The sequence below is a fragment of the Massilia genomosp. 1 genome (assembly GCF_011682185.1).
GTDB classification, from domain to species: domain Bacteria; phylum Pseudomonadota; class Gammaproteobacteria; order Burkholderiales; family Burkholderiaceae_D; genus Telluria_A; species Telluria_A rubra.
In genome coordinates, this window is sequence record NZ_WHJF01000106.1 from 1 (window position 1) to 23076 (window position 23076).

Annotated in this window: 21 protein-coding genes; 18 read left to right on the forward strand and 3 right to left on the reverse strand. The window is 63.9% G+C overall.

Annotation, left to right across the window (positions count from 1 at the left end; translation table 11 throughout):
* The 14 genes from F1735_RS27385 to F1735_RS27450 form a co-directional block, all read left to right on the forward strand.
* Positions 1-716 (forward strand): RHS repeat-associated core domain-containing protein (locus F1735_RS27385; protein WP_187364375.1); only part of this gene is annotated, 716 nt, incomplete at its 5' end.
* Positions 717-777: 61 nt separating this feature from the next.
* Positions 778-1125: a hypothetical protein gene (locus F1735_RS27390; protein ID WP_167239878.1), complete on the forward strand. Its 348-nt coding sequence runs from the start codon at positions 778-780 to the stop codon at positions 1123-1125.
* Between the two features lie 957 nt (positions 1126-2082).
* Positions 2083-5988 carry a glycoside hydrolase family 78 protein gene (locus F1735_RS27395; RefSeq protein WP_167239879.1) on the forward strand — a complete coding sequence of 1302 codons (3906 nt, stop codon included), beginning with the start codon at positions 2083-2085 and terminating at the stop codon, positions 5986-5988.
* A gap of 49 nt (positions 5989-6037) precedes the next feature.
* On the forward strand, positions 6038-7294 hold the full coding sequence (locus F1735_RS27400; protein ID WP_229505993.1) for a type II secretion system F family protein: 1257 nt from the start codon (positions 6038-6040) through the stop codon (positions 7292-7294).
* Entirely contained in the window at positions 7291-8979 is a 1689-nt protein-coding gene (locus F1735_RS27405; protein WP_167239880.1) for a GspE/PulE family protein, read from the forward strand. Before F1735_RS27400 ends, F1735_RS27405 begins: the two co-directional genes overlap by 4 nt.
* Positions 8966-10345, forward strand: coding sequence for a hypothetical protein (locus F1735_RS27410; RefSeq protein ID WP_167239881.1), 1380 nt, complete (start codon positions 8966-8968; stop codon positions 10343-10345). Before F1735_RS27405 ends, F1735_RS27410 begins: the two co-directional genes overlap by 14 nt.
* Entirely contained in the window at positions 10333-10962 is a 630-nt protein-coding gene (locus F1735_RS27415; RefSeq protein WP_167239882.1) for a hypothetical protein, read from the forward strand. Before F1735_RS27410 ends, F1735_RS27415 begins: the two co-directional genes overlap by 13 nt.
* Positions 10959-11501 (forward strand): hypothetical protein, encoded by a 543-nt coding sequence (locus tag F1735_RS27420; RefSeq protein WP_167239883.1) that lies wholly within the window; start codon positions 10959-10961, stop codon positions 11499-11501. Before F1735_RS27415 ends, F1735_RS27420 begins: the two co-directional genes overlap by 4 nt.
* A 2-nt stretch (positions 11502-11503) precedes the next feature.
* Positions 11504-13867, forward strand: a complete 2364-nt coding sequence (locus F1735_RS27425; RefSeq protein ID WP_167239884.1) for a cohesin domain-containing protein — start codon at positions 11504-11506, stop codon at positions 13865-13867.
* A complete protein-coding gene (locus F1735_RS27430) occupies positions 13867-14346 on the forward strand; it encodes a type II secretion system protein (RefSeq protein WP_167239885.1) in 480 nt (159 codons plus the stop codon). Before F1735_RS27425 ends, F1735_RS27430 begins: the two co-directional genes overlap by 1 nt.
* Entirely contained in the window at positions 14346-14735 is a 390-nt protein-coding gene (locus F1735_RS27435) for a type II secretion system protein (RefSeq protein ID WP_167239886.1), read from the forward strand. The genes F1735_RS27430 and F1735_RS27435 overlap by 1 nt, the downstream gene beginning before the upstream one ends.
* Entirely contained in the window at positions 14722-15315 is a 594-nt protein-coding gene (locus F1735_RS27440; protein ID WP_187364376.1) for a type II secretion system protein, read from the forward strand. The genes F1735_RS27435 and F1735_RS27440 overlap by 14 nt, the downstream gene beginning before the upstream one ends.
* Positions 15315-16244 carry a rhodanese-like domain-containing protein gene (locus F1735_RS27445; protein WP_167239887.1) on the forward strand — a complete coding sequence of 310 codons (930 nt, stop codon included), beginning with the start codon at positions 15315-15317 and terminating at the stop codon, positions 16242-16244. The genes F1735_RS27440 and F1735_RS27445 overlap by 1 nt, the downstream gene beginning before the upstream one ends.
* A 6-nt stretch (positions 16245-16250) precedes the next feature.
* Positions 16251-17126: a transglutaminase-like domain-containing protein gene (locus tag F1735_RS27450; protein ID WP_167239888.1), complete on the forward strand. Its 876-nt coding sequence runs from the start codon at positions 16251-16253 to the stop codon at positions 17124-17126.
* Between the two features lie 48 nt (positions 17127-17174).
* Here F1735_RS27450 and F1735_RS27455 read toward each other — a convergent pair whose 3' ends face one another.
* Positions 17175-17912 carry a sterol desaturase family protein gene (locus F1735_RS27455; protein ID WP_167239889.1) on the reverse strand — a complete coding sequence of 246 codons (738 nt, stop codon included), beginning with the start codon at positions 17910-17912 and terminating at the stop codon, positions 17175-17177.
* A gap of 279 nt (positions 17913-18191) precedes the next feature.
* On the opposite strand from F1735_RS27455, the gene F1735_RS27460 reads away from it, so the two are divergent.
* Together F1735_RS27460 and F1735_RS27465 are read left to right on the forward strand one after the other, a co-directional pair.
* Positions 18192-18515, forward strand: coding sequence for a hypothetical protein (locus F1735_RS27460; protein ID WP_167239890.1), 324 nt, complete (start codon positions 18192-18194; stop codon positions 18513-18515).
* Positions 18516-18592: 77 nt separating this feature from the next.
* Positions 18593-19231 (forward strand): glutathione S-transferase family protein, encoded by a 639-nt coding sequence (locus tag F1735_RS27465; protein WP_167239891.1) that lies wholly within the window; start codon positions 18593-18595, stop codon positions 19229-19231.
* Here F1735_RS27465 and F1735_RS27470 read toward each other — a convergent pair whose 3' ends face one another.
* Positions 19232-19723: a GNAT family N-acetyltransferase gene (locus F1735_RS27470; protein WP_167239892.1), complete on the reverse strand. Its 492-nt coding sequence runs from the start codon at positions 19721-19723 to the stop codon at positions 19232-19234. It lies immediately after the preceding gene.
* 63 nt (positions 19724-19786) lie between these two features.
* On the reverse strand, positions 19787-19990 hold the full coding sequence (gene cspE / locus F1735_RS27475; RefSeq protein WP_010395943.1) for a transcription antiterminator/RNA stability regulator CspE: 204 nt from the start codon (positions 19988-19990) through the stop codon (positions 19787-19789).
* A 320-nt stretch (positions 19991-20310) separates the two neighbouring features.
* Here cspE and clpS point away from each other — a divergent pair, with 320 nt between their 5' ends.
* Together clpS and clpA are read left to right on the forward strand one after the other, a co-directional pair.
* Positions 20311-20613 carry an ATP-dependent Clp protease adapter ClpS gene (gene clpS / locus F1735_RS27480; protein ID WP_099881541.1) on the forward strand — a complete coding sequence of 101 codons (303 nt, stop codon included), beginning with the start codon at positions 20311-20313 and terminating at the stop codon, positions 20611-20613.
* Positions 20610-22910, forward strand: coding sequence for an ATP-dependent Clp protease ATP-binding subunit ClpA (gene clpA, locus F1735_RS27485; RefSeq protein ID WP_167239893.1), 2301 nt, complete (start codon positions 20610-20612; stop codon positions 22908-22910). Before clpS ends, clpA begins: the two co-directional genes overlap by 4 nt.
* The last annotated feature ends 166 nt before the right edge of the window (positions 22911-23076 follow it).

The following is a 23076-nucleotide window of genomic DNA, read 5'->3' on the forward strand; positions in this document are numbered from 1 at the left end:
TCAAGACTAAAAACAGCAATGGTCAGGACACTGTCGCGTACTATCACCATGACCAACGCTGGGCGCCGTTGCAGGCAACCGACCGGGCCGGCAACATCGTCTGGGCGGCCAGTTACGATGCATTTGGCCAGGCACAGATCACCAGCCCCGCCGCTGGCGGTGCGCAGCCCACTATCGTGTCGAACCTGCGTCTGCCAGGGCAAATCGAGGATGCGGAAACTGGCTTACATTACAACTACTACAGGGATTACGATCCACAAGTGGGACGATATATCGAATCTGATCCTCTTGGACTAAGCGGGGGCATCAATACATACGGCTATGTTCACGGAAATCCTATTTCACGCTATGACCCACTTGGGTTAGAAGATGCTTCTACAATTGCATGTGACGGAAAAGGAAATTATGAAATAATTAATAACGCAAAAGGCGTAGCTCGAAAATGTGTAAATATACACGAGCAGTCACACATGAGTGATTGGATTAAGCGATATGGAAAAGATTCATGCGTAGGCCGTCCTAAAGGTTACATACCGTATGCGTCGGTTAACGGCGATGATTACAGAGACTTCTTGCGGGATTCTGAATGCAGGGCCTACACCGCCGAAAAGGCGTGCACCGAGGAATGTAAAGACGGGGGTGAGTCAAAGAAGCGTTACGATTATGGAATAGCAAAAAACTACTGCAAAAATTACGATACGTGGAAAAAATACTAAATATATTTGGAATTCGGAAATTTTAACAAACTTTGTCAATGTATATTTTATTGATCTTAATATGAATATGAAATTCAATATTCCAAAATCTAGTCTGCTGGCAACTCTCGCATTGTATTTTTCTTATATGTTTATGCCCGTGATGGCAATGCAAAACCCAAGCGAATTTGGCGAATCGAAAAAAATTCTGGATGCTCAGGAAGTTGTTTTCATAGAAAAAATTGCGATTGCCGGCTTTAAAAAACATACCAATAATCGTGTTAAGAACTTTTCTTGGAGGTATTTATATAGTGATACTGAAGAGTATGTATTTACGTTTGAGGACCTGGATGTTATACCCCGACCTGGCTCAGACTATTTTGTTATTGTGAAAAGGTCGGGTAAAATAATTGTGACGCGTGGTCGATAATGACGGCCGTGGGATATACGCGAGCCTCTTGCAAAACTAGCCGAACGGATGAAAATTGCTTGGCAGCGCAAGCGAAAAGGTGGGAGTGGGCGCCGTTTTTGTGGACGCACTTGTGGGGCAGATTTTTTGAGTCCCGAGGTGCAACGCGCATGTCGAACTATTAGAAAACAGCCGGATCAATTTTGGAGCGGGATCGCATGGAAACGATCCACAAGATACCGTCAGACGTTGATTGGGGAGATTGTGAGTCGGATATGGATATAAAATACAGCCATAAAAGTTTTTTTGGGGAAAGTATAGATGAGGCGTTGCCTCGCTTTGAGAACATATTCTGGAGGCATGTGATGAATTGCAGTGTATACCGGAAATACCATTCCGTTATTACATGCTTGCGTTCAGAACTCATGTAGTGTCGAAAGACTTGTTAATCAATAATTCGGCACCTGATGCGGCGAGTTGCTTCCTCGGCTCTCACCACCACCCAGCGGGTCGGCCGAGGTATTTTATCGTCCCGACAAAGCACTTGGCGAACATATCACTGTCGCTGGATTTCTTCGGTACAGCTTTGAGAACAGAAATTTGTACCCCGATGAAATGAGTTCGGAGAAATTGCGCGCGACATCCTGCTTGCCAGTGTTGATCAAGCGTGACGATGATGCCTTAATTGACACTGCCGGCCGGCTGGACGGCACCTACGTGGTTATCCAGGGAATGATCGAAACTATTGCGCCACCGGGGATGATTTCACTATTCACTTGCAAACCCGTCGGGATTAAGGTGAGCGCGATACAAAGAAGACGCTGATGCGCACATCGTCTGCAAGCAAAAGCAAAATGCCGGCCCCACCGATCTGCGTGCGGGCCGTCATATTAAGTAATATCGAACCGCGGCAATAACGATAGTGAATATAAAATGAATAATTTACCTTATTTCAGTTCGGCGAAAAAGCCAGTCGGCATGTTTTTTCTTTCCATCGCGGCAGCGTCGGGCGTGCATGCCCAGGACAGCGTCTGCGCCCGCGTCAAGCTCGAAATCAAGCAAGAGCTGACCCTGGAGCGCCAGGGCTTCGATGCCGAGATGAAGATCCTGAACACGACCGACAATGGCGACATCGACAGCGTCGCCGTGACCATCAAGGTCACCGACGAATATGGCGTGCCGGTCGCGATTACAGACAACCCGAACGACACCAACGCCAAGTTCTTCGTGCGCCTGTCGAACAAGGAAAACATCAATAATGTCGACGGCAGCGGCGTGGTCGTCGCCAAGACGACCGGCGTGGTCAACTGGCTCTTGATTCCCGCCCCCGGCTCGGCCGGCAGCGGCGCGGCCGGCAAGAAATACCTGGTCAGCGCCACCCTCAAGTACCGCTACGGCGGCGCCGATTCGGTGCTCGAGCTCGATCCCGACGTGATCACCGTCAAGCCCTTGCCCTTGCTGACCCTGGACTACTTCCTCACCAAAGACGTGGTGGCGGACGACCCGTTCACCCCGCAGATCGAAGCGGCCGAGCCGTTCACCCTCGGCGTGCGCATCAAGAACAATGGCCTGGCCACCGCCAAGAACATGAAGATCGACTCGGCCCAGCCGAAGATCACCGAGAACAAGCAGGGCCTGCTGATCAACTTCCTGCTCACCGGCAGCTACATCAACGACGCGCCGGCGCAAAAGTCGCTGCTGCTCGACTTCGGCGACATCGCCGGCAACAGCAGCAAGATGGGCCGCTGGAACATGGAAACCACCCTGGCCGGCAAATTCGAGGAATTTACCGCCCGCTTCACCCACGCCGATGAACTGGGCGGTGCGCTCACCTCGATCCTGCAAGCCACCAATACCCACCCGCTGATCCATGACGTGCGGGTCGACCTGCCCGGGCGCGACAATGTGCGCGACTTCCTGGCCCAGGACGACGGCGTGATCCGCGTCTACGAGTCGGACGGCGCCGATACCATCGTCACCAACCGCAGCGCCGTGGCCACCTTCACCCCGGTGCCCGGCAGCAGCAATTACCGCCTCACTTTCCCGGCCACCGCCGGCTTCGCCTACGCGAAAGTGGCCGATCCGTTCAAGGGCACCAAGACGGTTGGCACCATCGTCCGTTCCGACGCCAAGCAGCTCGGCCCCGAAAACACCTGGCTGTCGAAGACGCGCAACACCAGCACCAATCAGTGGGATTACTACGTCAACTTCTTCGACGTCAACACCACCGGTGCCTACGACAGCGCCTTCGACGTGCCGGACACCGGCGTGCTGCCGCCAGTCATGCAATTCATCGCCGACCGTACCGTCGAGGTGGGCAAGCAGACCTCCTTCATGGTCGAAGCGAGCAGCCCGGCCGGCAAGGCGGTGACCATCTCGGCCGCGCCGCTGCCGGGCGGCGCCAAACTGGTCGCGCAGGCCGCCGATCCGGCCGCGCCGGGCCTGGCGCGCGCCGCCTTCGACTGGACCCCGCCGGCCGGCAGCGCCGGCGCCTATCCGATCACCTTCAGCGCCAGCGACGGCGCCCTGAGCGTGAAGCGCGTGGCCACCATCACGGTGAAAGAGGGCGTGATCGCCTCCGGTCCCGGCACGCCGTCGATCGCGCTGCCGCGTGCCGGCGCTGCCAATGTGGACGTGGCGCGCACCGTCATGCAGGTGCAGACCTCGATGGATCCGAACGACAAGACGGCCAAAGTCGAGTTTCAGATTTTCAGCGACGAGGCCGGTACAAAGTTGCTCACCAATGCGATGTTCGACAGGCCGCCCCAGAAGGATGCGAATGGCGTCACCACGCCGGTGCCGACCACCTGGACCCTGCTCGGTCCGCTCGCCTTTGACACCACTTACTGGTGGCGTGCCCGCGCCACCGATGGCGCCGTGTACAGCCCATGGGTGTACTCGCACTTCCGCACAGCGGCGATCGCGCTTGCGCCGGCCGCCTTCAATCAGACCAGCCCGTCGCCGGAGGCCGTGGTGAGCAGCCTCAATCCCGTGCTGTCATGGACCAACAGCGCAGCGGACAAGCGTGCCTTCCCGGTCAGCTATGCCGTCACCGTCTACAAGGACGCCGCCCTGACCGAGGTGGCCGCGGCGGTTGCCAGCGTGCCCCAGTCCGACAGCGGCACCACCAGCTGGACCGTGCAGCCGGCGCTGACCAACCTGGCCAAGTACTACTGGCGCGTCGTTGCCACGCGTGCGCTCGGCGGCCAAGGCGGCGCCAACCCGGCGCTGCCGCCGGTGGGCGCGAAAACCTCGTCGACGCCGCGCGCCTTCACGGTCAACAGCGCCAACCGTGCGCCGGGCGCACCGGCGCTGGTCGCGCCGGTCGCCGGCATCAGCGCCGCGCTGACCCCGACCTTGAGCGTGGAGGCCGCCGTCGATCCGGAACAGGATGCGTTGACCTATGTGTTTGAAATCGATAGCGCCCAGACCTTCGATTCCCCGGCCAAACGCGCCAGCGGCAAGATCGCGGGCGGCGCCAGCCGCATCAACTGGGTTGCGCCCGCCCTGACCGAGAACACGCTCTACTGGTGGCGCGTCAAGGCGCAGGATGCCCAGGGCGAATCGGCCTGGGTCCAGGGCAGCTTCCGCGCGAGCGCGGTCAATGAGGCGCCGGCGGTGCCCGTGTTCAAGAATCCTGGCGCCGATGCCTGGACCACCTTCGAGCAGCCGGTTCTGGAAGCCTTTGCGGCCGCCGATCCGGAAGGCGACGCGGTCAGTTACCAGTTCGAAGTCTATGACGATGCACGCCTGAGCCGCAAGGTCGCCTCCGGCAGTTCGCCCAACACCGCGCTGATGGTGCCGGTGGCGCTGGCCAGGAAGACCAAATACTGGTGGCGCATCCGCGCACTCGACAGCAATGGGGCAAGCAGTGCCTGGAGTACGCTGTCGACGTTTCAAGTGGGCGACGGCGGTACCCAGGGGCCGGCAATTGCCCTCACGTCGCCGTCGATCACCATGGTGCCCGATACCGTCGCGTCCGCCAACGGCGTGAAAAAGCAGGTGACCTTGCGCTGGGAAGGCACGGATCCGAACCTGGAACCGACCGTTTCGCTGTATTACGGCACCGACAAGGGTAGTTATACCGGCACCCCGATCGTCGAGGGCTTGCGCCAGGCCGTCGGCACCCAGACCGGCAGCTATGTGTGGGATGTCAGTACCCTGGCGCCGGGTGTGTACCGGGTGTATGCGCAAGTGTTCGATACGCGCGGCACGGGCCGGGCGTATGCGCACGGGGCGGTCGTCGTTCCGAATCCGGTCCAGAGCGGCGAATTGAAAGCCTTGCAGGGTCCCTCGAGTGAGGGGTATGCCAGCACCACGTCGCTCAGTTGGAACGGCCTGACCCCTTCCGCCGTTTTTCCGCTGTTTGGCGCGAATTCCTATCCGCTGTTGATGGCGCCGGCATCAAGCGCGAACGGCAGCCGTCTCGGGGCCGGTGTGTATGCGTTTCAGTGCAGCAAGCAGGTCGCGCTGTTTCCCGTCAATCTCGGGCCGGTGATCAGCGAAGACCTCAACTTCGCGGGACGGGTTATCGCGGACGCCGGCAAAACGCATGCCGTGTTCGCCGCCTCGAACACCGGGGATGAAACGTTGCGCGTATGCGACATCCGAATCTTGTCGTCGAAAGTTGTCGATGGCACCTTGTCCGACTACGTCGTCAGTGCGCGCTTGAGCAATCTGGGCACGGGATTGGCCGCCGCAGCGGTCACACCGGTCATCAGCGGCACCAATTTGACGGTATCGGGCGCGTTGAAATTCGGTACAATCGGCGCCGGTGAAACCGGAAGTTCCGAGACCTTTGTAACGCTGCGTGCGCCGACGTCGACTGGCGGCATTGCAGCTCTACAAAAAAATCTTCAGTGGTCAGTACAGTTGACGCGGTAAGCGTTGGAAAGATGTTCATGTTGCGCGCTGACCGAAGGGTTGCATTGTAATGAAGCCAGCAGACCGGACGACGGCCACGCCGTCGTCCAGTGCCGTTCCCGGCACCGTAACGCCGGCGCTGCGCTGGCGGCTGACCGTCGAAACAGCCGACGGCCGTACCCAGACCCTGGAACTGGCCGACATGCCCGAAGCCGAGGCGGTGCGGCGCGCCGCCGCGCGCGGCTTGCGCGTGCTCGGCGTCGAGGCGCTGGGAGCAGTCAGTGCGGCCAGCGCGGCGCAGGTCCAGTTTCCCCTGATCCTGTTCAGCCAGGAACTGCTGGCCCTGCTGGACGCCGGCCTGAACCTGACCGAAGCACTCTCGACCCTGCAAGCGAAGGAGCGCTCGGCGCCGGTGCGCGCCGTACACGGCCAGTTGCTGCAATCGCTGCGCGAAGGACGCACCCTGTCCGACGTGCTGGAGGCGGCCCCGCAGTATTTTTCCGAAGTGTATGTGGCCACCGTGCGCGCCTCGGAACGCACCGGCGACCTGCCGCAGGCGCTGGGGCGCTACATCGCTTACCAGACCCAGTTTGAAACGCTGCGCAAGAAGCTGGCCTCGACCGCGATCTATCCCGCCATGCTGCTGCTGGTTGGCGGCTTCGTCACCCTGTTCCTGCTCGGCTATGTGGTGCCGCGCTTTGCGGTGGTGTACGAATCGTCCGGGCGCGACATTCCGTGGCTGTCGGCCATGCTGCTCGCGTTCGGCAAACTGATTTACCAGAACTGGCAAGTCGCGCTGCTGCTGGTGCTGTCCGGCTTCGGCACGCTGGGCTGGGCCGCCAGCCGCCCGCAGGGCAGGGCCTGGCTGCTGGCCTGCGTGCTGCGCCTGCCCTGGCTGGCGGCGCGCGCCGACGAGTACCGGCTGGCGCGCTTTTACCGCGCCGTGAGCCTGCTGCTGTCGTCGGGCGTGTCGCTGGCGCGCGCGATGGGCATGGTGGGCGGCTTGCTCGGTTCGCACCAGCAGGCCTCGCTGGCCGCTTGCCGGCTGGCGGTGGAGCAGGGCCGCAGCCTCTCGAGCGCCCTGGTCGACGCCGGCCTGGCCAGCGCCGTGGCCGAGTCGCTGGTGAAGGTGGGCGAGCGTTCCGGGCAGATGGCCGAGATGCTCGAACGTGCCGCGCGCTTTGCCGATGATGAATTTTCGCGCTGGATCGACTGGGCGTCGCGCCTGCTCGAACCGGTCTTGATGGTGGTAATTGGGTTGGTGATAGGGACTGTTGTGGTATTGATGTACATGCCGATTTTCGACCTGGCCGGGAGCCTGCAATGAACGCGCCGCAAGCGCTGGCGCTCACGCTCACGGCGGCGCTGCTCGGGCAGGCCAGGCAGCTGTGCGCGCAGGGCGACCTGTCGCTGCTGGCGGCCTTGCAGCAGGCCAGCGGCTGGCCGGCGCCCCAGCTGATGGCGGCGCTCGGCGAGCAGTTCGGCTATCCGGTCGTGGCGATGGCCGAGCTGCACGCGCTGCAGCCCGATTTCGACCTGATCGCCTACACCGACGCAGTCCAGCGCGGCGTGCTGTGTACACGCGCCGGCGCCGGCGCCGGCCAGGCCATGCTGCTGCTGTCGGACCCGTTCGACGGCGCCGCCGAGGAGTGGGCCCTGCGCCGCTGCGGGCTCGCCCGTCCGGTGCTGGCGCTGGTCCATCCGGACGACCTGCAAGCCTACCTGATCCAGCAGGAACGCCTGCTGCGCGCCATGGACGGCTTCGAGGCCGGCCTGGCCGTGGGCGGCGACGAAGAAGTCGCCGCCGTGATCACTTTGTCGAGCATCAACGACGACGCCAGCGCCGTGGTCAAGCTGGTCAATTCGACCATCTACGACGCCCTCAAGCTGCAGGCCAGCGACATTCATCTCGAATGCGACGCCGGCTGCCTGCACGTGCTGTACCGGATCGACGGCGTGATGGTGGCGATTACGCAGGTGCAGGGCCAGGACATGGCCGAACAGGTCATTTCGCGCATCAAGGTCATGGCCGAGCTCGACATCGCCGAACGACGCGTGCCGCAGGACGGGCGCTTCAAGGTGCGCGTCAACGGCCGCGACATCGATTTCCGCGTTTCCGTCATGCCCAACATTTTCGGCGAAGATGCGGTGCTGCGCCTGCTCGACCGCCAGTCGCTGACCGAGGAAGCGAAGGCGCTGCGCCTGGAGCACCTGGGGCTCGACGCGCATGCCATCGCCGGGGTGCGCAAGCTGGCCGCCAAGCCGCACGGCATGCTGCTGGTGACCGGCCCGACCGGCTCGGGCAAGACCACTACCCTGTATGCGGCGATCACCGAAATCCATACCGGGCGCGACAAGATCGTGACGATCGAGGACCCGGTCGAATACCGCCTGCCGCGCGTGCTGCAGATTCCCGTCAACGAAAAAAAAGGGCTGACCTTCGCGCGCGGCCTGCGCTCGATCCTGCGCCACGATCCGGACAAGATCATGGTCGGCGAGATCCGCGACAACGAAACGGCCCAGATCGCGGTCCAGGCCGCGCTCACCGGCCACCTGGTGTTTACCACCGTACACGCCAACAATGTTTTCGATGTGCTGGGGCGTTTCCTGCACATGGGAGTGGACGCCTACAGTTTCGCCGCCGCGCTCAACGGCATTGTGGCGCAGCGCCTGTTGCGCAGCAATTGCCCGCTGTGCGCGGTCGCCATCGAGCCCGATCCGGCGCAACTGGCCGAAGCGGGGCTGAGCGCCGACGAGGTGCGCGACTGGACCTTCAAGGCCGGGCGCGGCTGCGGCCATTGCCGTGGCGTCGGCTACAAGGGGCGCAAGGCGGTGGCCGAAGTGCTGATCCTCGATGACGCCATGCGCGAACTGATCGTCGCCCAGGCCCCGATGTCGACCATGAAGGAACGGGCCGCGCTGGCCGGCCTGCGCCCGCTGCGCGTGACGGCCCTGCAGGCGGTGGCATGCGGCGAGACCACGCTCGAGGAGATCATCCGTGTCGCAGGCTGATAGCACGTTCGCGCCGTCCGGCGACACCCTGCTGCTGGTGATCGGCGCCGAGCGCATCGAATGGGCGGTGCGCGCCGGCGCCGGCGGTCAGTGGCGCGCCGACTGCGCCGGTAGCGCGGCGCTGGCGCCCGGCGCCGGCGATGACGGCCATGCCGGCGAGGACCTCGCCGGCGCGCTGGGCCGGCTGGCGGTGGCGCTGCCGCCAGCCGCCATGCGCGTGGTGGTGGCCGATAACTGGCTGACCAGCGCCACCTTGCCGTGGAGTTCCGTGGTCGAACGCGGGGTCGGCCTCGATGGCGCCGCGCGCGCGCGCCTGGCCGCCGCCGGCGCCGAGATCGGCGGCGCCGATACGGTGCGGGTCGATCCGGCGCCGTTCGGCGCGCCGCGCGCGGTGCATGCCTATCCGGCCGTCCTGCTGGCGCTGTTGAACCAGACTGCGGCCCGGCTCGGCACGCCGCTGGCCTCGGTCCTGCCCTTGTCGGTGGCGTGCTGGGAATATGCGCGCCGGCATGGCGCGCGCGCGCCGGCCGCCCTGGCCGTGCAGGATGCCGGCCTGCTGATGCTGGCGCGCCGTGCCGACGCTGCGGCCAGGCACATGGCCGATCTGCTGGTGCGTCACGCGCCGCAGCCGGACGCCGCCGCCGGCTCGCGGCAATTGCTCCAGTTGTGGCAGCGCCAATGCCTGCGCGATCCGCAACTGGCCACGCTCGAGCAGGTGACGCTGCTCGACCTGGCGGCCGATGGCGCGCCGCCGCCGGCGCCGTTCGTCGCACCGGCCTGGGACAGCGGCGAGGGCGCAGCGCCTTCGCGCGCGTTGCAGGTAGCGGCCGCGGCGCCGGCGCACCGGCTCGATGCGCTGCCCCGGCGCAGCGGCCTGACGCCGTTGCGCATGGCGGCGCTGGCGCTGCTGGCACTGGTGACGCTGGCGGCGCTGCTCAACGCGGTGCAGGCCAGCCGCACGGTCGCCGTGCTGCGCGAGCGCCTCGAGGCGGCGCCCGCGCGCGCCAGCGCGGCCGCGCCGGCGCCGGCGTGGAGCCGTACCGAACTGGCGCGGGTGCAGGCGGTCAACGTGGCGATCCGTGAACTCAATTTGCCGTTCCCGGCCATCTTGCGCGCGCTCGCTCCGCCGCCCGACCTGCGCGTGTCGGTCTTGAGCGTGACCACGGCGGCCAGCCAGTCGGCCGCCCAGCCGTCGCATGTCAAGCTGGTGGCCGAGGCGGGCAGCGGGGCCGAGATGGCGCGCTACGTCGCCTTCCTGGCCGAACGCGCGCCGTTTACCGGCGCCTATCTGACGGAGCATGAAATCGACGAGACTTCGCCCGGGCGGCCGTATCGTTTTACTGTGGAGGCAACATGGAAGGAGTGAGCGGCGCGCGCTTGACGCATGCGCTGCGGCGCCCCCTCGCGCGCGCGGCATGGCATGTGCGGCGCCTGGGACCGTTCGGCTGGTCCGTGCTGGCCTGCGCCGGCCTGACCGTGGGCGCGCTGTTGCTGGCGCACCAGCAGGCCCTCAGTGCCGGCGCGCTCGAAGCGCGCCTGGCACAGCGCGGCGCCGAGCGTGGCGCCGGCGCGCCGCGCCGCGCCGCCAGCGTCGACCAGGCCGGTGCGCGTGCGCGCCTGGACAGTTTCGACCGCCTGCTGCTGGCGCATGGCGAGATCCCGGCGATGGTGCAGCACATGATCGAACTGGGCGCGGCCGAAGGGCTGGTCATGCAGCGCGGCAGTTACCGCGCCCAGCCCGACAGCGCCGGCCAGTTTTTGCGCTACCGCATGACCTTGCCGGTAAAAGGGTCGGGCCAGGCGATCCAGCGCTTCATGAAAGCGGCCCTGCGCGAACAGCGCAGCCTGGCCCTCGAGAGCGTGCAGTTCCGGCGCGCGGCCGTCGGCGCCTCCGAGGTCGAGGCCCGCATCGAGTGGATTGTCCTGAGCGCGTTGCCGCAAGCCGACGGCGTACACGCCGCCTTGCCCGAGGAGGCGCCATGAGTGCCGCGCTCAAGCGCGCGCTGCTCGGCGCGGCGCTGCTGGCGACGCTGCTGGCGGCGTGGTATGCGCCGGGTCCCGACGGCGCTGTGGTCGAGTCGAGCGCGCCCGCGCCCGCGCGCCCGCCCGGACCGGCGCAAGGGGCGCGCGCGCGCGGCGCCAGCGCTCCGCTGGTCGACGTGTTGGCGATCCGCGCGCGCGACGGCGACGACGAGGACGATGACGACGCCGGCCTGTTCGTCGGCGCGGCGCCGGTGGCGCAGGCGGCAGCCGCGCCGCCGCCCGCGCCCGCGCCGCTGGCCGAACCGGCGGCGCAGTTGCCGCCGCTGCCGTTCCGCGTGCTCGGCATGCACGAACAAGCCGGTAAAACCGTGGTCTTCCTTCAACAAAATGAATTCAACCACGTGGTACGGGTCGGCGACACCATCGGCGATACCTACAAAGTGGAAAGCCTGGAAGGCAGTACCCTGACATTGCGCTACCTGCCCATGAACCAGACGCAAACGCTCGACCTGGGCCGCACGCTGAAAGAAGAAAAGTGAGAATGACAATGAAGTTGATGCAAAGCCGGCCGCTGCGACGCATGCGCTCGGCCACCGGAACGGCGCTGCTGGGCGTGGCCTTGTGCGCGGCCTTGCTGGCCGGCTGCGGCGCCGCGCGCGTCTACGGCGAGGGGACCGCGCTGCTGGCCGAGGGCAAGACCATGCAGGGGCTGGCGAAGATGGAGGAAGCGGTCAAGATGGACCCGAAGAATCCGGAGTTGCGCATCGGCCTGGCCAACCGCCGCCATTCGCTGGTGACCGCGCTGGTCGGCGCGGGCGAGGGCGCGCGCCGCGAGGGACGCCTGAGCGACGCCGAGAAGGCTTACCGCGAGGTGCAGGTGCTCGAGCCGGAAAACGCGATGGCGCGCCAGGGGCTCGAGTCGCTGGTGACGGCGCGGCGCCACCGCCTGGTGATGGCCGAGGCCGAGGAATTGCTCAAGCAGGGCGGGACGGCCAACATCGCCGATGCCATCGAGAAGATGCGCCCGGTGCTGGCGGAAGGGCCGAAGCAGAAGGAAGCCATGAACCTGAAGGCGCGCCTGGAAGAGGCGCGCGCCAAGGATGCCCGTCCCGACGTCAAGCTGGCGGCCGCCTTCCGGCAGCCGATCTCGCTCGAGTTCCGCGACGCGCCGCTCAAGTCGGTGCTGGAAGTGGTGGCCAAGGTATCCGGGCTGAACTTCTATTATGACAAGGACATTCGTCCCGATCTGAAGGCGACCGTGTTTGCGAAAAACACCACCACCGAAGACGCGATCCGCCTGCTGCTGGTCACCAATCAGCTCGAGCAGAAAATCCTGAACGAGAATTCGCTGCTGATTTATCCGAGCACGGCGCAAAAGCTCAAGGAATACCAGACCCTGGCCGTGCGCAGCTTCTATCTGACCAATGCCGACGTCAAGGCGGTGTCGAACTCGATCAAGACCATCGTCAAGACCAAGGACATGGTGGTCGACGAGCGCCTCGGCATCATCATCGTGCGCGATACCCCGGAAGCGATCCGGATCGCCGAACGCATCGTGGCGCTGCAGGACCTGGGCGACTCCGAAGTGCTGCTCGACGTGCAGGTGATGGAAGTGAAGCGCTCGCGCCTGATGGACCTCGGCGTGCAATGGCCGAGCCAGCTTGCACTGTCGCCGCTGCAGGTGGGCAGCAATCCGCTGACCCTGGACACCTTGCGCGGACTAAACAGCGGCACTATCCAGGCGACCCTGGGCAATGTGCTGATCAAGGCAAACAAGGAAGACCAGACCGGCAATATCCTGGCCAATCCGCGCATCCGCGTGCGCAACAAGGACAAGGCCAAGATCCAGATCGGCGACCGGGTACCGGTGATTACGACCACCTCGACCTCGACCGGTTTCGTTTCCGAATCGGTGGCCTATGTCGATGTCGGCCTGAAGCTGGAAGTGGAGCCGAATATCTATCTTGACGACGACGTCGCCATCAAGGTCAACCTGGAGGTGTCGAACCTGGTGCGCGAAATCGTCAGCCGCTCCGGTACGCTGGCCTACCAGATCGGCAGCCGGGGCGCGAGCACCGTGCTGCGCCTGAAAGATGGCGAGACCCAGATCCTGGCCGGCTTGATCAGCGATGAGGACCGCACCACCGCCAACAAGGTGCCGCTGGTGGGCGACCTGCCGATCGCCGGGCGCTTGTTCGGCAGCCAGAAAGACGATACCCAGCGCACCGAGATCCTGCTGTCGATCACGCCGCATGTGGTGCGCAGTATCGGTCGCCCGGACATGCTCGATGCCGAATTCGATTCCGGCACCGAGGCGAGCATCGGCACGCCCACGCTCAGGCTGGCGACCGCGCTGGCCGAGCCGGCCGACAAGGAGGGCGCCAAGGAGGGCACCAAGGAAGCGGGCAAGGGCGCCGCCAGGGATGGCGCGCGCGAGGTCGCCACCGTCGGCACCGGGGCCGGCACAGGCGCCGGCACGGGCGCGCTCAGTCTGGCATGGCAGGGGCCGGCGCAAGTGAAGGTTGGCGAGCAATTTAGCGTCGTGCTCAAGCTGAGCAGCGAGCAAGCCTTGCGCGGTTTGCCGGCGCTGATGGGCTTCGATCCGCAGGTGTTTCAGCTTGCCAACGTCCAGGAAGGCGACTTCTTCAAGCAGGGTAACGGCCGGACCAATTTTACCCAGCGTGTCGACGCGGCGCAGGGCAAGGCGTTTTTTGCCCTGGTGCGCCAGAGCGAAAGCGGGAGCGACAATGGTATCAATGGCAGCGGCGCGCTGGTGACCGTGACCTTCAAGGCGCTCAAGGCGGCGGCGGCGACCAAGCTGCAATTGCTGTCCGTCACGCCCGAACCGGTGTCGGTCATGCCGCCGGCTTTGCCGGTCGAACACGTCATGCGCGTGGTGCCCTGATGCAAGGGGCGCGCCGGCGGGGCGGCTTTACGTTTATCGAACTGATGATGACGCTGGCCATCATGGCGGTCATGGTCACGGTGGCGGTGCCGCTGGCGCAATTGAGCGCGCAGCGCCAGAAGGAGCATGACTTGCGCACCGCGCTGGGGCAGATCCGCGAGGCGCTCGATGCCTACAAGCGCGCCGCAGAGCAGGGGCGGATCCTGGTCAGGGTGGGCGAATCGGGCTATCCCAAGACCTTGGACGAGCTGGTCGACGGGGTCGAGGACCAGCGCAATCCGGCCCGGCAGAAACTGTATTTCCTGCGCAGCTTGCCGCGCGACCCGATGGCGCCCGAGGCGCGCGCCGCCGGCGCGACCTGGGGGCTGCGCAGTTACGCCTCGCCGGCCGACGATCCGGGCGAAGGCGACGATGTGTTCGACGTGTTTTCCACGTCCGGGCAGCAGGGCCTCAATGGCGTACCGTACAGGAAATGGTAATGAACGATGCACTCCCTGGCCGTCGGGCCGGCTTTACCCTGGTTGAATTGCTGGTGGTGATGGCGATCGTCGCCTTGCTGCTGACGATCGCCGTGCCACGGTATTTTGGTTCGCTGGCACGCTCCAAGGAGGTCGCACTGCAGGAAAACCTCAAGGTCATGCGCATCAGCCTGGATAAATTCTCCGGCGACAAAGGACACTTTCCAGAGTCGCTGGAGCAACTGGTGAGCGAGCGCTATTTGCGTGCGGTGCCGCTCGACCCGATCACCGAATCGGCCCAGACCTGGGTGCTGGTCACGTCCAGCGAGCCGGGTGAGGACGGCATTGTCGACGTCAAGAGCGGGGCGCCCGGCCAGGGCGGGGATGGGCAGCCGTATGCCTCATACTGACCGGTTGCCGGGGATGCGGGGCCAGGGCGGCTTTACCTATTTGTGGGTATTGCTGCTGGTCGCCTTCATGGGGCTGGGCCTGACGGTTGCGGTGGAAGTCGATGCGACCGCCGCCCGCCGCGAGCGCGAGCGCGAGCTCTTGATCATCGGCCGCCAGTTCCAGACGGCGCTGGGGCGCTATCACGAAAGCGAGTTGACGGCCGGGAAAAAGGATTACCCGGCCAGCCTCGAGGAGTTGCTGGAGGACCGCCGCTTTCCCGGCGTGCGTCGGCACCTGCGCAAGATCTTCGTCGATCCGATGACTGGAAACGCCGAATGGGGACTGGTCATGCTGGGCGGGCGCATCGTCGGGGTCCATTCCCTGTCCGACAAGACACCGATCAAGCAGGCCGGATTTGCGCCCGAGCACGCTGCCCTGCGCGGCAAGCAGAAATACTCGGAATGGCAATTCCTGTATCCGCCCGACCTGGCCATGTCCGAGCCAGCCGCGGGCGGCGCGGGAGCGGCCGCGCCGCCCGCGACCGTCGTCCCAGCCACCACCGAAACCACCGAAACCAATCGCCAGGGAAATTTGAAATGATGTCTTCAATTACAGGGGCGTACACGCGCCAGTGGCCGCGCCTCTTGCTGCTCGCGTTTGCCTGCGCCGCGGCGCCGGCCCTGGCCCAGGCGCCGCAGGCCAGCAGCCTGGCCGAGGGGCTCAAGAGTATCAAGCGCGCCGATAATGCCTGCCGCAGCGACGATGGCGGCATTGCCGGCGGCGCCGGCGCGGCCCGGCCGGCCGAAGCGCGCCCCGACCTGGGATGCGCGATCACGGCGGACGCCGCGCAAGCGCTGCTGCAAAAACCCGGGACCATGCTGTTCGATCTGCGCCCCGACGTCGAATATCAGTTATTCCGCATCAACGGCGCCTTGCATGTCACGCTGTCGGACCTGCGCAGCAAACCGTATTGGCGCGACAAGACGGCCATTTTGGCTGGAAACGGCAAGGCCGAGCGTGAACTGTACAGCGCCTGCACCCAGCTCAAGCAGCTCGGTTACAAGTCGGTGCATGTATTGCGCGGCGGCACCCCGGTGTGGCTGGCCGCCGCACAGCCGGTGCTGGGCCGGGCGCCGTCCGCCTCGCAATTGCAGCGCCTGGCCGCATCCGAATTCTGGACCGAAGCACAGAACGGCGACAATCTGGTCGTGCTGGACAAGTCGCAGAGCGCCTTCTTGAACGAGATCGCCTTTTCGGTGGAATTGAACGACACCACGGCACTGGCGATCCGCACCGTTCTCGAGCGCCGCCGGCGCGCCATGAAAACAAGCGGCGTGTCGGCCGTGGTGCTGGCAGCCGGGGCGAATGTCTCCGACCAGCGCCTGGAACAGATGCAGCAAGCCTTGCTGCCGATTCCCCTGCTGGTCTATACCGGCACGCGCGAGAGCTATGTGGCGCAGGTGGCGGTCCAGAAGGCGGTCTGGCTGGCGCACGAAAGTGGGCCAAAACAACTTCCTTGCGGACTGTAGGACGTCATGAAGCGGCGCAGCGTTCTGAAGGCGGGGTTGGCGGCGCGCCTGTGCATGCCGCCACTCTTGCTGGCGCGTCCGGCGCGCGCCGACCAGGACGCGCCGGGGCGGCGTCTGCGCTTCGCCATCACCTTCATCAATCCATTCGAGCGCGAGCTGGCGAACCAGGCATTCTGGTGCTATCTGCCGGCCGAGCTGGCGCCCCGGCAGCGCCTGCGGCAAGTGCAGGTATCCATGCCGCACACCATGCACAGTGATGCGCTGGGACACCGCATCCTGGGCTTGTCGTTCGCGCGTTTTCCCGGCATGGGGCAAAAAGTCGTCACCTTGACCACCGAGGTCGATGCCAGCCCGGCTGCCGATACGGGCCTGGCCGCACCGCCCGATGGCGCCGACTGGCTGCGGCCGGAGCGCTATGTCGAGGCCGACGCGGAGCCGATCCAGGCGCTCGCCGCGCTCCTGCGCAGGCCGACCGCGGGCGAGACGGTCCGCGCCATCTACGATTGGGTGTGCGCCAACCTGATCTACGCCGGGTATCTGGCGGACGACTTTGGCGCCTTGTACGCCTTGCGCCAGCTGGGCGGCGACTGCACCGAATACGCCGGCCTGGTGGTGGCGCTGGCGCGCGCCAATCGCATTCCCGCGCGCGTACTGGGCGGCTACGTGATGATGCAGGACGGCGTGCCGCGCCCCCAGGATTATCACAACTGGGCCGACGTGTTCTTCGACGGCGCCTGGCGCACCGTGGACGCGCAGAAACAGAGCTGGTTGCCGCCTGCGGGCGCCTATATCGCATTTCGCATCTCGCGTGACGCCCTGAGTAATCCGGTGGGGCAGGCCCACCGCTACCGGACCGATGGCGAGATGCAGGTGCGCTTCTAGCCCGCTACGCGCGTCGCGGGCGCTTTTCCCAGGCGCCCGGCCAGGCTGCTACGGTGCATCCCGATGCACATCCCGATGTACATCCCGATACGCCAGCATGGCGAGCAAACGCTCTTCCTTGTCCGCGTCGAATCCACAGGTCGCCTCGAAGCGCGCCGGATTTTCGTAGGTCCCGAACAGCATGTCCCACCATACGATATCGCCGTAGTTGTTCTTGTGCCGTCCGTACTGGTGGTGGATGCGGTGCATTTCCGGGCGCTGGAAGATGTAGCCGATCCAGCGCGGCGTGCGCACGCTGGTGTGATAAAAGAACTCGCCCAGCGCCGTACACAGGGTGTAATACGCGCCCGCCTCCGGCGACAGTCCCAGCAAGGTGTACACCAGCAAGCTGCCGATGACCGAATTGACCAGCATTTCCCCCGGATGCTTGTAGAACGAGGTGATCACCTCGATGCGGCGCGGGCTGTGGTGAATCTGGTGGAAGTGCAGCCACAGCCAGTCGACTTCATGGCGCCAGCGGTGCCACCAGTAAAACACGAAGGTGGCGATGAAGTAGGCCAGCATCCCGCCCGCGACCGGGTTCAGGTAATGCGACAGCCGGAACACGGACACGGCCGACAGCCAGCGCTCCCAGCTGATCCCGGCCAGCACCACGATGCCCAGTTGGGCCGCGTTGATCAGCAACACCCGCAGCGGCCAGGTGCGAATTTTCGGCAATGTCCAGCCGGGTATGATGCGTTCGAGGACGAAGCACGCCGCGAACACGGCGAAGATGATGGGTAGCATGAAGAACTCCTGTGCGGGTAGGGAAGGCAGTTTTGCACGACCGGCTGCGATGTAAAGCCGGCATGCGCCCGGTACTGCCACACGGTGCCGTTGGTATCGCGCCACGATGCTGCGCTGCGCCCGCGACCGCGCTTTTCCGACTTGCCAACCCATGCCAATGCAACCGTCATGCGCAGCGCCATGCCCCGTGCATGGCATCGCCATTCTCGCTTTCACAGCAATAATTAATTTCCAAAATGTTAATAATATTTAAGCAATAGCGCCAGTGCCTCGGCCCGCGTGGCGCGCGGCCTGGAGCCGGTCATTGCCTTCAGCATCGACGGGGTGCCGAACGACGGCCCTGCGACCCTGCCGGCCAACGTCCCCGTGACGGTAGCGTATCAGGCCACAAATGCGACCTCATGCGCGGTAACGGCGTACAGCCGCCTGCCGGTGGAATTCTTCACCACCTGGTACGAAAACAAGAACGCGCCTACCGCGCTGCGCTGGGCGCCGCTGAAGTTGGGGAGCGGCGGCGAGTACTACTGGAATGTCGTTTGCGTCAACCGGAATGCGCCGGGCGCGCCCGAGACGCACATGACTCTGGGAATCGACGCCTTGTAAGCGGCATGCCAGGCGCGCCTGGCAACCCGAAGCGGTTTATGATCCTGGATAACTTCAACTTTCCGGAGACTGCCGCCATGCTCACCATTAGTGCTTTTCAATACGTTCCTCCCTTTGCCCAAGGCGTCGTACGCGACTTGCGGGTACGCTGGGCGCTGGAAGAGGCGGGCGAGCCGTACGACGTGCGCCTGATCGGTCCGCCGGACCAGGCGTCGCCGGAGTACCTCGCGCTGCAACCGTTCGGACAGGTGCCGATGATGCAGGACGGTGAGCTCACGATGTTCGAATCGGGCGCCATGGTGTTGCATATCGCGCAGCGCAGCGGGGCGCTGTTTCCCAAGGACGAGGCGGGCAGGGCGCGTGCCACCAGCTGGATTTTCGCGGCCGTCAACACGGTCGAGGTGCCGCTCCAGCAGTTGGCCGCGATCGACCTGTTTTACGGCGCCGAAGAGTGGGCCAGGCTGCGTCGTCCGGGCGCGCTGGACGCGGTCCACAAGCGCCTCGGGCAGCTGGCCGCGTGGCTCGGCGAGCGCGACTATCTCGACGGCGCCTTCAGCGCGGGCGACCTGATGATGACCACGGTGCTGCGCCTGCTGCGCCACACCACCATCATCGACGCGTATCCGACCCTCAAGGCCTACCAGGCGCGCTGCGAAGCGCGCCCCGCGTTCCGCAAAGCGCTGCGCGAGCAGATGGCCGCGTTCGAGCAAGCCTGATCAGGCGCCCTTGCGCAGCACCCACTGCACCAGGGCGTCGCCCTCGGCGTCGACGACGGTGGCGCCAGGCTCGAAGCCGAGTTTGCCGACCACGCGCAGCGAGGCCGTATTGCCGGGAGCGATCTGCGCCAGCACGCGCTCGACCGCGCCGCTGGCAAAGGCGATGCGCGCCAGTTCGGCCACGCCCTCGGTGGCGATGCCTTGCCCATGCCAGTCGGACGAGACGCCGTAGCCGATTTCGACCTGGCCGTCCTGCGGTTCATCCTTGAAACCGCAGGCGCCCACCACCATCTGGTCGCTCACGCGCAGCATGACAAAGGTGGCGCACCAGGCCGGGCTTTTGCCGGCCTCGATCAGCGCCAGCGCGCGCTGGGCGACCAAGGCGGGCGGCAGGGCGCCGGGGGCGGCGTGGTCGCTGAGGTGGCGTGGAACGCGCGCGGCGGCAAGCGTGCGCAGGTCGGCAAGGCTGAGAAGCTGTAAGATGATCGTCATGGAATGTGTAGCGGGGATAAAAAAGCCCCGCTCGAAAGCGGGGCTTTTTACATCGGTGCGTGCTTAAGCAGCCTGGATGTTGGAAGCTTGCTTGCCTTTAGGGCCTTGCGTGACTTCGAATTGAACTTTTTGACCTTCTTTGAGGGTCTTGAAACCGTTCATGTTGATTGCGGAGAAGTGCGCGAACAGATCTTCGCCGCCGTCATCTGGAGTGATGAAGCCAAAACCTTTGGAATCATTGAACCACTTAACTGTACCTGTTGCCATAAAAGAACTTTCAAAATTATAACCAATCACACGAGCCATAAAAGCAAGAAGCTTCTGCCCCCTCCTCAGCCTGCTCACTTCTTATCAACAAGTATATAAGTACAAGTCGATAACCGCATTGTTGGTTGAAAAAATATTCAAGTCAAGCGCTTTTGCATTGGAATTGCCAAATTCTTCACACTCTGCGAAAAAGCAACTCTTGATTTACCGAATTGGGGTCCCATCTGCGCATGGATCGGAAAACGCGTAAGATGGAAAACAAATGTACATGCCCTGATATTTACCCATAGCATCATCGTCGAAAGCATTAGAATAAGCGTATGGCCACTAAGCAAGATACCGAACAACTGCTGGAGCGGCAGACGGTCAAGCCGCCGCCGCTGTACCAGGTAGCACTACTGAACGATGACTACACGCCCATGGAGTTCGTGGTCGCGGTCATCCAGGAATACTTCAACAAAGACCGAGAGACGGCCACGCAGATCATGCTGTCCGTTCATCGTCATGGCAAGGGAGTGTGTGGCGTGTTTTCCAAAGATATAGCGTGTACCAAAGTGGAGTTTGTATTAACGCATGCGCGCAAGGCGGGGCACCCCCTGCAGTGCGTGATGGAGGAAGTATGATTGCGCAGGAATTGGAAGTCTCTTTACACATGGCCTTTGTCGAAGCTCGGCAAGCACGGCATGAATTCATCACCGTTGAGCATTTGCTGCTGGCGCTTCTGGACAACCCATCGGCCGCGGAAGTGCTGCGCGCCTGTGCCGTCAACATTGAAGACCTGCGCAAGACGCTGACCAATTTCATCGGCGACAACACCCCGACCGTGCCTGGCACGGGCGAGGTCGACACGCAGCCGACGCTTGGTTTTCAACGTGTGATCCAGCGTGCCATCATGCACGTTCAATCCGCCTCCAATGGCAAGAAGGAAGTCACCGGCGCCAACGTGCTGGTGGCGATCTTCGGCGAAAAAGACTCGCACGCGGTCTACTACCTGCACCAGCAGGGCGTGACCCGCCTCGACGTGGTCAACTTCATTTCGCATGGCGTGCGCAAGGACCAGCAGGTCGATTCGCAAAAAACCTCCGAAGGCGTGGAAGAGGCGCAAGTCGAAGGCCAGGCCAAGGAAAGTCCGCTCGACCAGTTCACGCAGAACCTGAACAAGGCCGCATCCGAAGGCAAGATCGATCCCCTGATCGGGCGCGAGGACGAAGTCGACCGCGTGATCCAGATCCTGTGCCGGCGCCGCAAGAACAACCCGCTGCTCGTCGGTGAAGCCGGGGTCGGCAAGACCGCGATCGCCGAGGGCCTGGCCTGGCGCATCACGCAGGAAGAAGTGCCCGAAATCCTGCAGAATGCCATCGTGTATTCGCTCGACATGGGCGCCCTGCTGGCCGGCACCAAGTACCGGGGCGACTTCGAACAACGCCTCAAGGCGGTCCTCAAGCAGCTCAAGGAAACCCCGCACGGCATCCTGTTCATCGACGAGATCCACACGATCATCGGCGCCGGTTCGGCCTCCGGCGGCACGCTCGACGCGTCCAACCTGCTCAAGCCCGCGCTCGCCAACGGCCAGCTCAAGTGCATCGGCGCGACCACCTACACCGAGTTCCGCGGCGTGTTCGAAAAAGACCACGCCCTGTCGCGTCGCTTCCAGAAGGTCGACGTCAACGAGCCGACCGTCGAACAGACCATCCAGATCCTGCGCGGCCTCAAGTCGCGCTTCGAAGAGCACCACGGCGTGAAGTATTCGTCGTCGGCGCTCTCCACCGCGGCCGAACTGGCCGCGCGCTTCATCAACGACCGTCATTTGCCCGACAAGGCGATCGACGTCATCGACGAAGCCGGCGCGGCGCAACGGATTTTGCCGAAGTCGAAGCAAAAGAAAACCATCGGCAAGGCCGAGATCGAGGACATCATCGCCAAGATCGCGCGCATCCCGCCGCAAACGGTCAACCAGGACGACCGCAGCAAGCTCCAGACCATCGACCGCGACCTGCGCAACGTCGTGTTCGGGCAGGAGCCCGCCATCGATGCGCTGTCGTCGGCGATCAAGATGGCGCGCGCCGGCCTGGGCAAGACCGACAAGCCGATTGGTTCCTTCCTGTTCTCCGGTCCGACCGGCGTCGGCAAGACCGAGGTGGCCAAGCAACTGGCCTTCATCCTCGGCATCGAGCTGATTCGCTTCGACATGTCGGAGTACATGGAGCGCCACGCCGTCAGTCGCCTGATCGGCGCGCCGCCGGGCTACGTCGGTTTCGACCAGGGTGGCTTGCTGACCGAAGCCATCACCAAGAAGCCGCACGCGGTGCTGCTGCTCGACGAGATCGAAAAAGCGCATCCGGATATTTTCAACATCCTGCTGCAGGTGATGGACCATGGCACCCTGACCGATAACAACGGCCGCAAGGCGGACTTCCGCAACGTGATCATCATCATGACGACCAATGCCGGCGCCGAGAGCCTGACCAAGCGGTCGATGGGCTTTACCGACTCCAAGGCGGCGGGCGACGAGATGGCCGACATCAAGCGCATGTTCACGCCGGAGTTCCGCAACCGGATCGACGCCACCATCAGCTTCCGCGCACTGGACGAAGAAATCATCCTGCGCGTGGTCGACAAGTTCCTCATGCAGCTCGAAGAACAGCTGCACGAGAAGAAAGTCGACGCCATCTTCACCGAGAAACTGCGCAAGTTCCTCGCGAAGAAAGGATTCGATCCGCAGATGGGCGCAAGGCCGATGGCGCGCCTGATCCAGGACATGATCCGCAAGGCGCTGGCCGACGAACTGCTGTTCGGCCGCCTGGTCAGTGGTGGCCGGGTCACGGTCGACATGGACGACAAAGATGCGGTCACGCTCGAATTCCCCGAGTCCGACGCCGCGCCGCCACCGGCGGCACCGGAAACGGTCGAAATCGAATAAGTACTGGCAGCAAGCAAAAAGCCCGCAGACAATGCGGGCTTTTTTTATGTGCGCCCAGCATGGGCGCACTCTTGGAGGTGCAAGTCCTCCCGCAAGCTGACCACAGTGAGCGAAGTGAAGCGCAACTGCGGAAGGGCGACCGACTGTGGGGAGGAAGCGTGGAGCG

Bases quoted from the DNA above. Each gene is read 5' to 3' on its own strand.
- F1735_RS27455 (WP_167239889.1), bottom strand. From the start codon at position 17,912: ATGCTACCCATCATCTTCGCCGTGTTCGCGGCGTGCTTCGTCCTCGAA.
- clpA (WP_167239893.1), top strand. From the start codon at position 20,610: ATGATTGCGCAGGAATTGGAAGTCTCTTTACACATGGCCTTTGTCGAA.
- F1735_RS27465 (WP_167239891.1), top strand. From the start codon at position 18,593: ATGCTCACCATTAGTGCTTTTCAATACGTTCCTCCCTTTGCCCAAGGC.
- F1735_RS27435 (WP_167239886.1), top strand. From the start codon at position 14,346: ATGAACGATGCACTCCCTGGCCGTCGGGCCGGCTTTACCCTGGTTGAA.
- F1735_RS27430 (WP_167239885.1), top strand. From the start codon at position 13,867: ATGCAAGGGGCGCGCCGGCGGGGCGGCTTTACGTTTATCGAACTGATG.
- cspE (WP_010395943.1), bottom strand. From the start codon at position 19,990: ATGGCAACAGGTACAGTTAAGTGGTTCAATGATTCCAAAGGTTTTGGC.
- F1735_RS27445 (WP_167239887.1), top strand. From the start codon at position 15,315: ATGTCTTCAATTACAGGGGCGTACACGCGCCAGTGGCCGCGCCTCTTG.
- clpS (WP_099881541.1), top strand. From the start codon at position 20,311: ATGGCCACTAAGCAAGATACCGAACAACTGCTGGAGCGGCAGACGGTC.
- F1735_RS27390 (WP_167239878.1), top strand. From the start codon at position 778: ATGAATATGAAATTCAATATTCCAAAATCTAGTCTGCTGGCAACTCTC.
- F1735_RS27425 (WP_167239884.1), top strand. From the start codon at position 11,504: ATGACAATGAAGTTGATGCAAAGCCGGCCGCTGCGACGCATGCGCTCG.
- F1735_RS27405 (WP_167239880.1), top strand. From the start codon at position 7,291: ATGAACGCGCCGCAAGCGCTGGCGCTCACGCTCACGGCGGCGCTGCTC.
- F1735_RS27440 (WP_187364376.1), top strand. From the start codon at position 14,722: ATGCCTCATACTGACCGGTTGCCGGGGATGCGGGGCCAGGGCGGCTTT.
- F1735_RS27450 (WP_167239888.1), top strand. From the start codon at position 16,251: ATGAAGCGGCGCAGCGTTCTGAAGGCGGGGTTGGCGGCGCGCCTGTGC.
- F1735_RS27395 (WP_167239879.1), top strand. From the start codon at position 2,083: ATGTTTTTTCTTTCCATCGCGGCAGCGTCGGGCGTGCATGCCCAGGAC.
- F1735_RS27400 (WP_229505993.1), top strand. From the start codon at position 6,038: ATGAAGCCAGCAGACCGGACGACGGCCACGCCGTCGTCCAGTGCCGTT.
- F1735_RS27470 (WP_167239892.1), bottom strand. From the start codon at position 19,723: ATGACGATCATCTTACAGCTTCTCAGCCTTGCCGACCTGCGCACGCTT.
- F1735_RS27415 (WP_167239882.1), top strand. From the start codon at position 10,333: ATGGAAGGAGTGAGCGGCGCGCGCTTGACGCATGCGCTGCGGCGCCCC.
- F1735_RS27420 (WP_167239883.1), top strand. From the start codon at position 10,959: ATGAGTGCCGCGCTCAAGCGCGCGCTGCTCGGCGCGGCGCTGCTGGCG.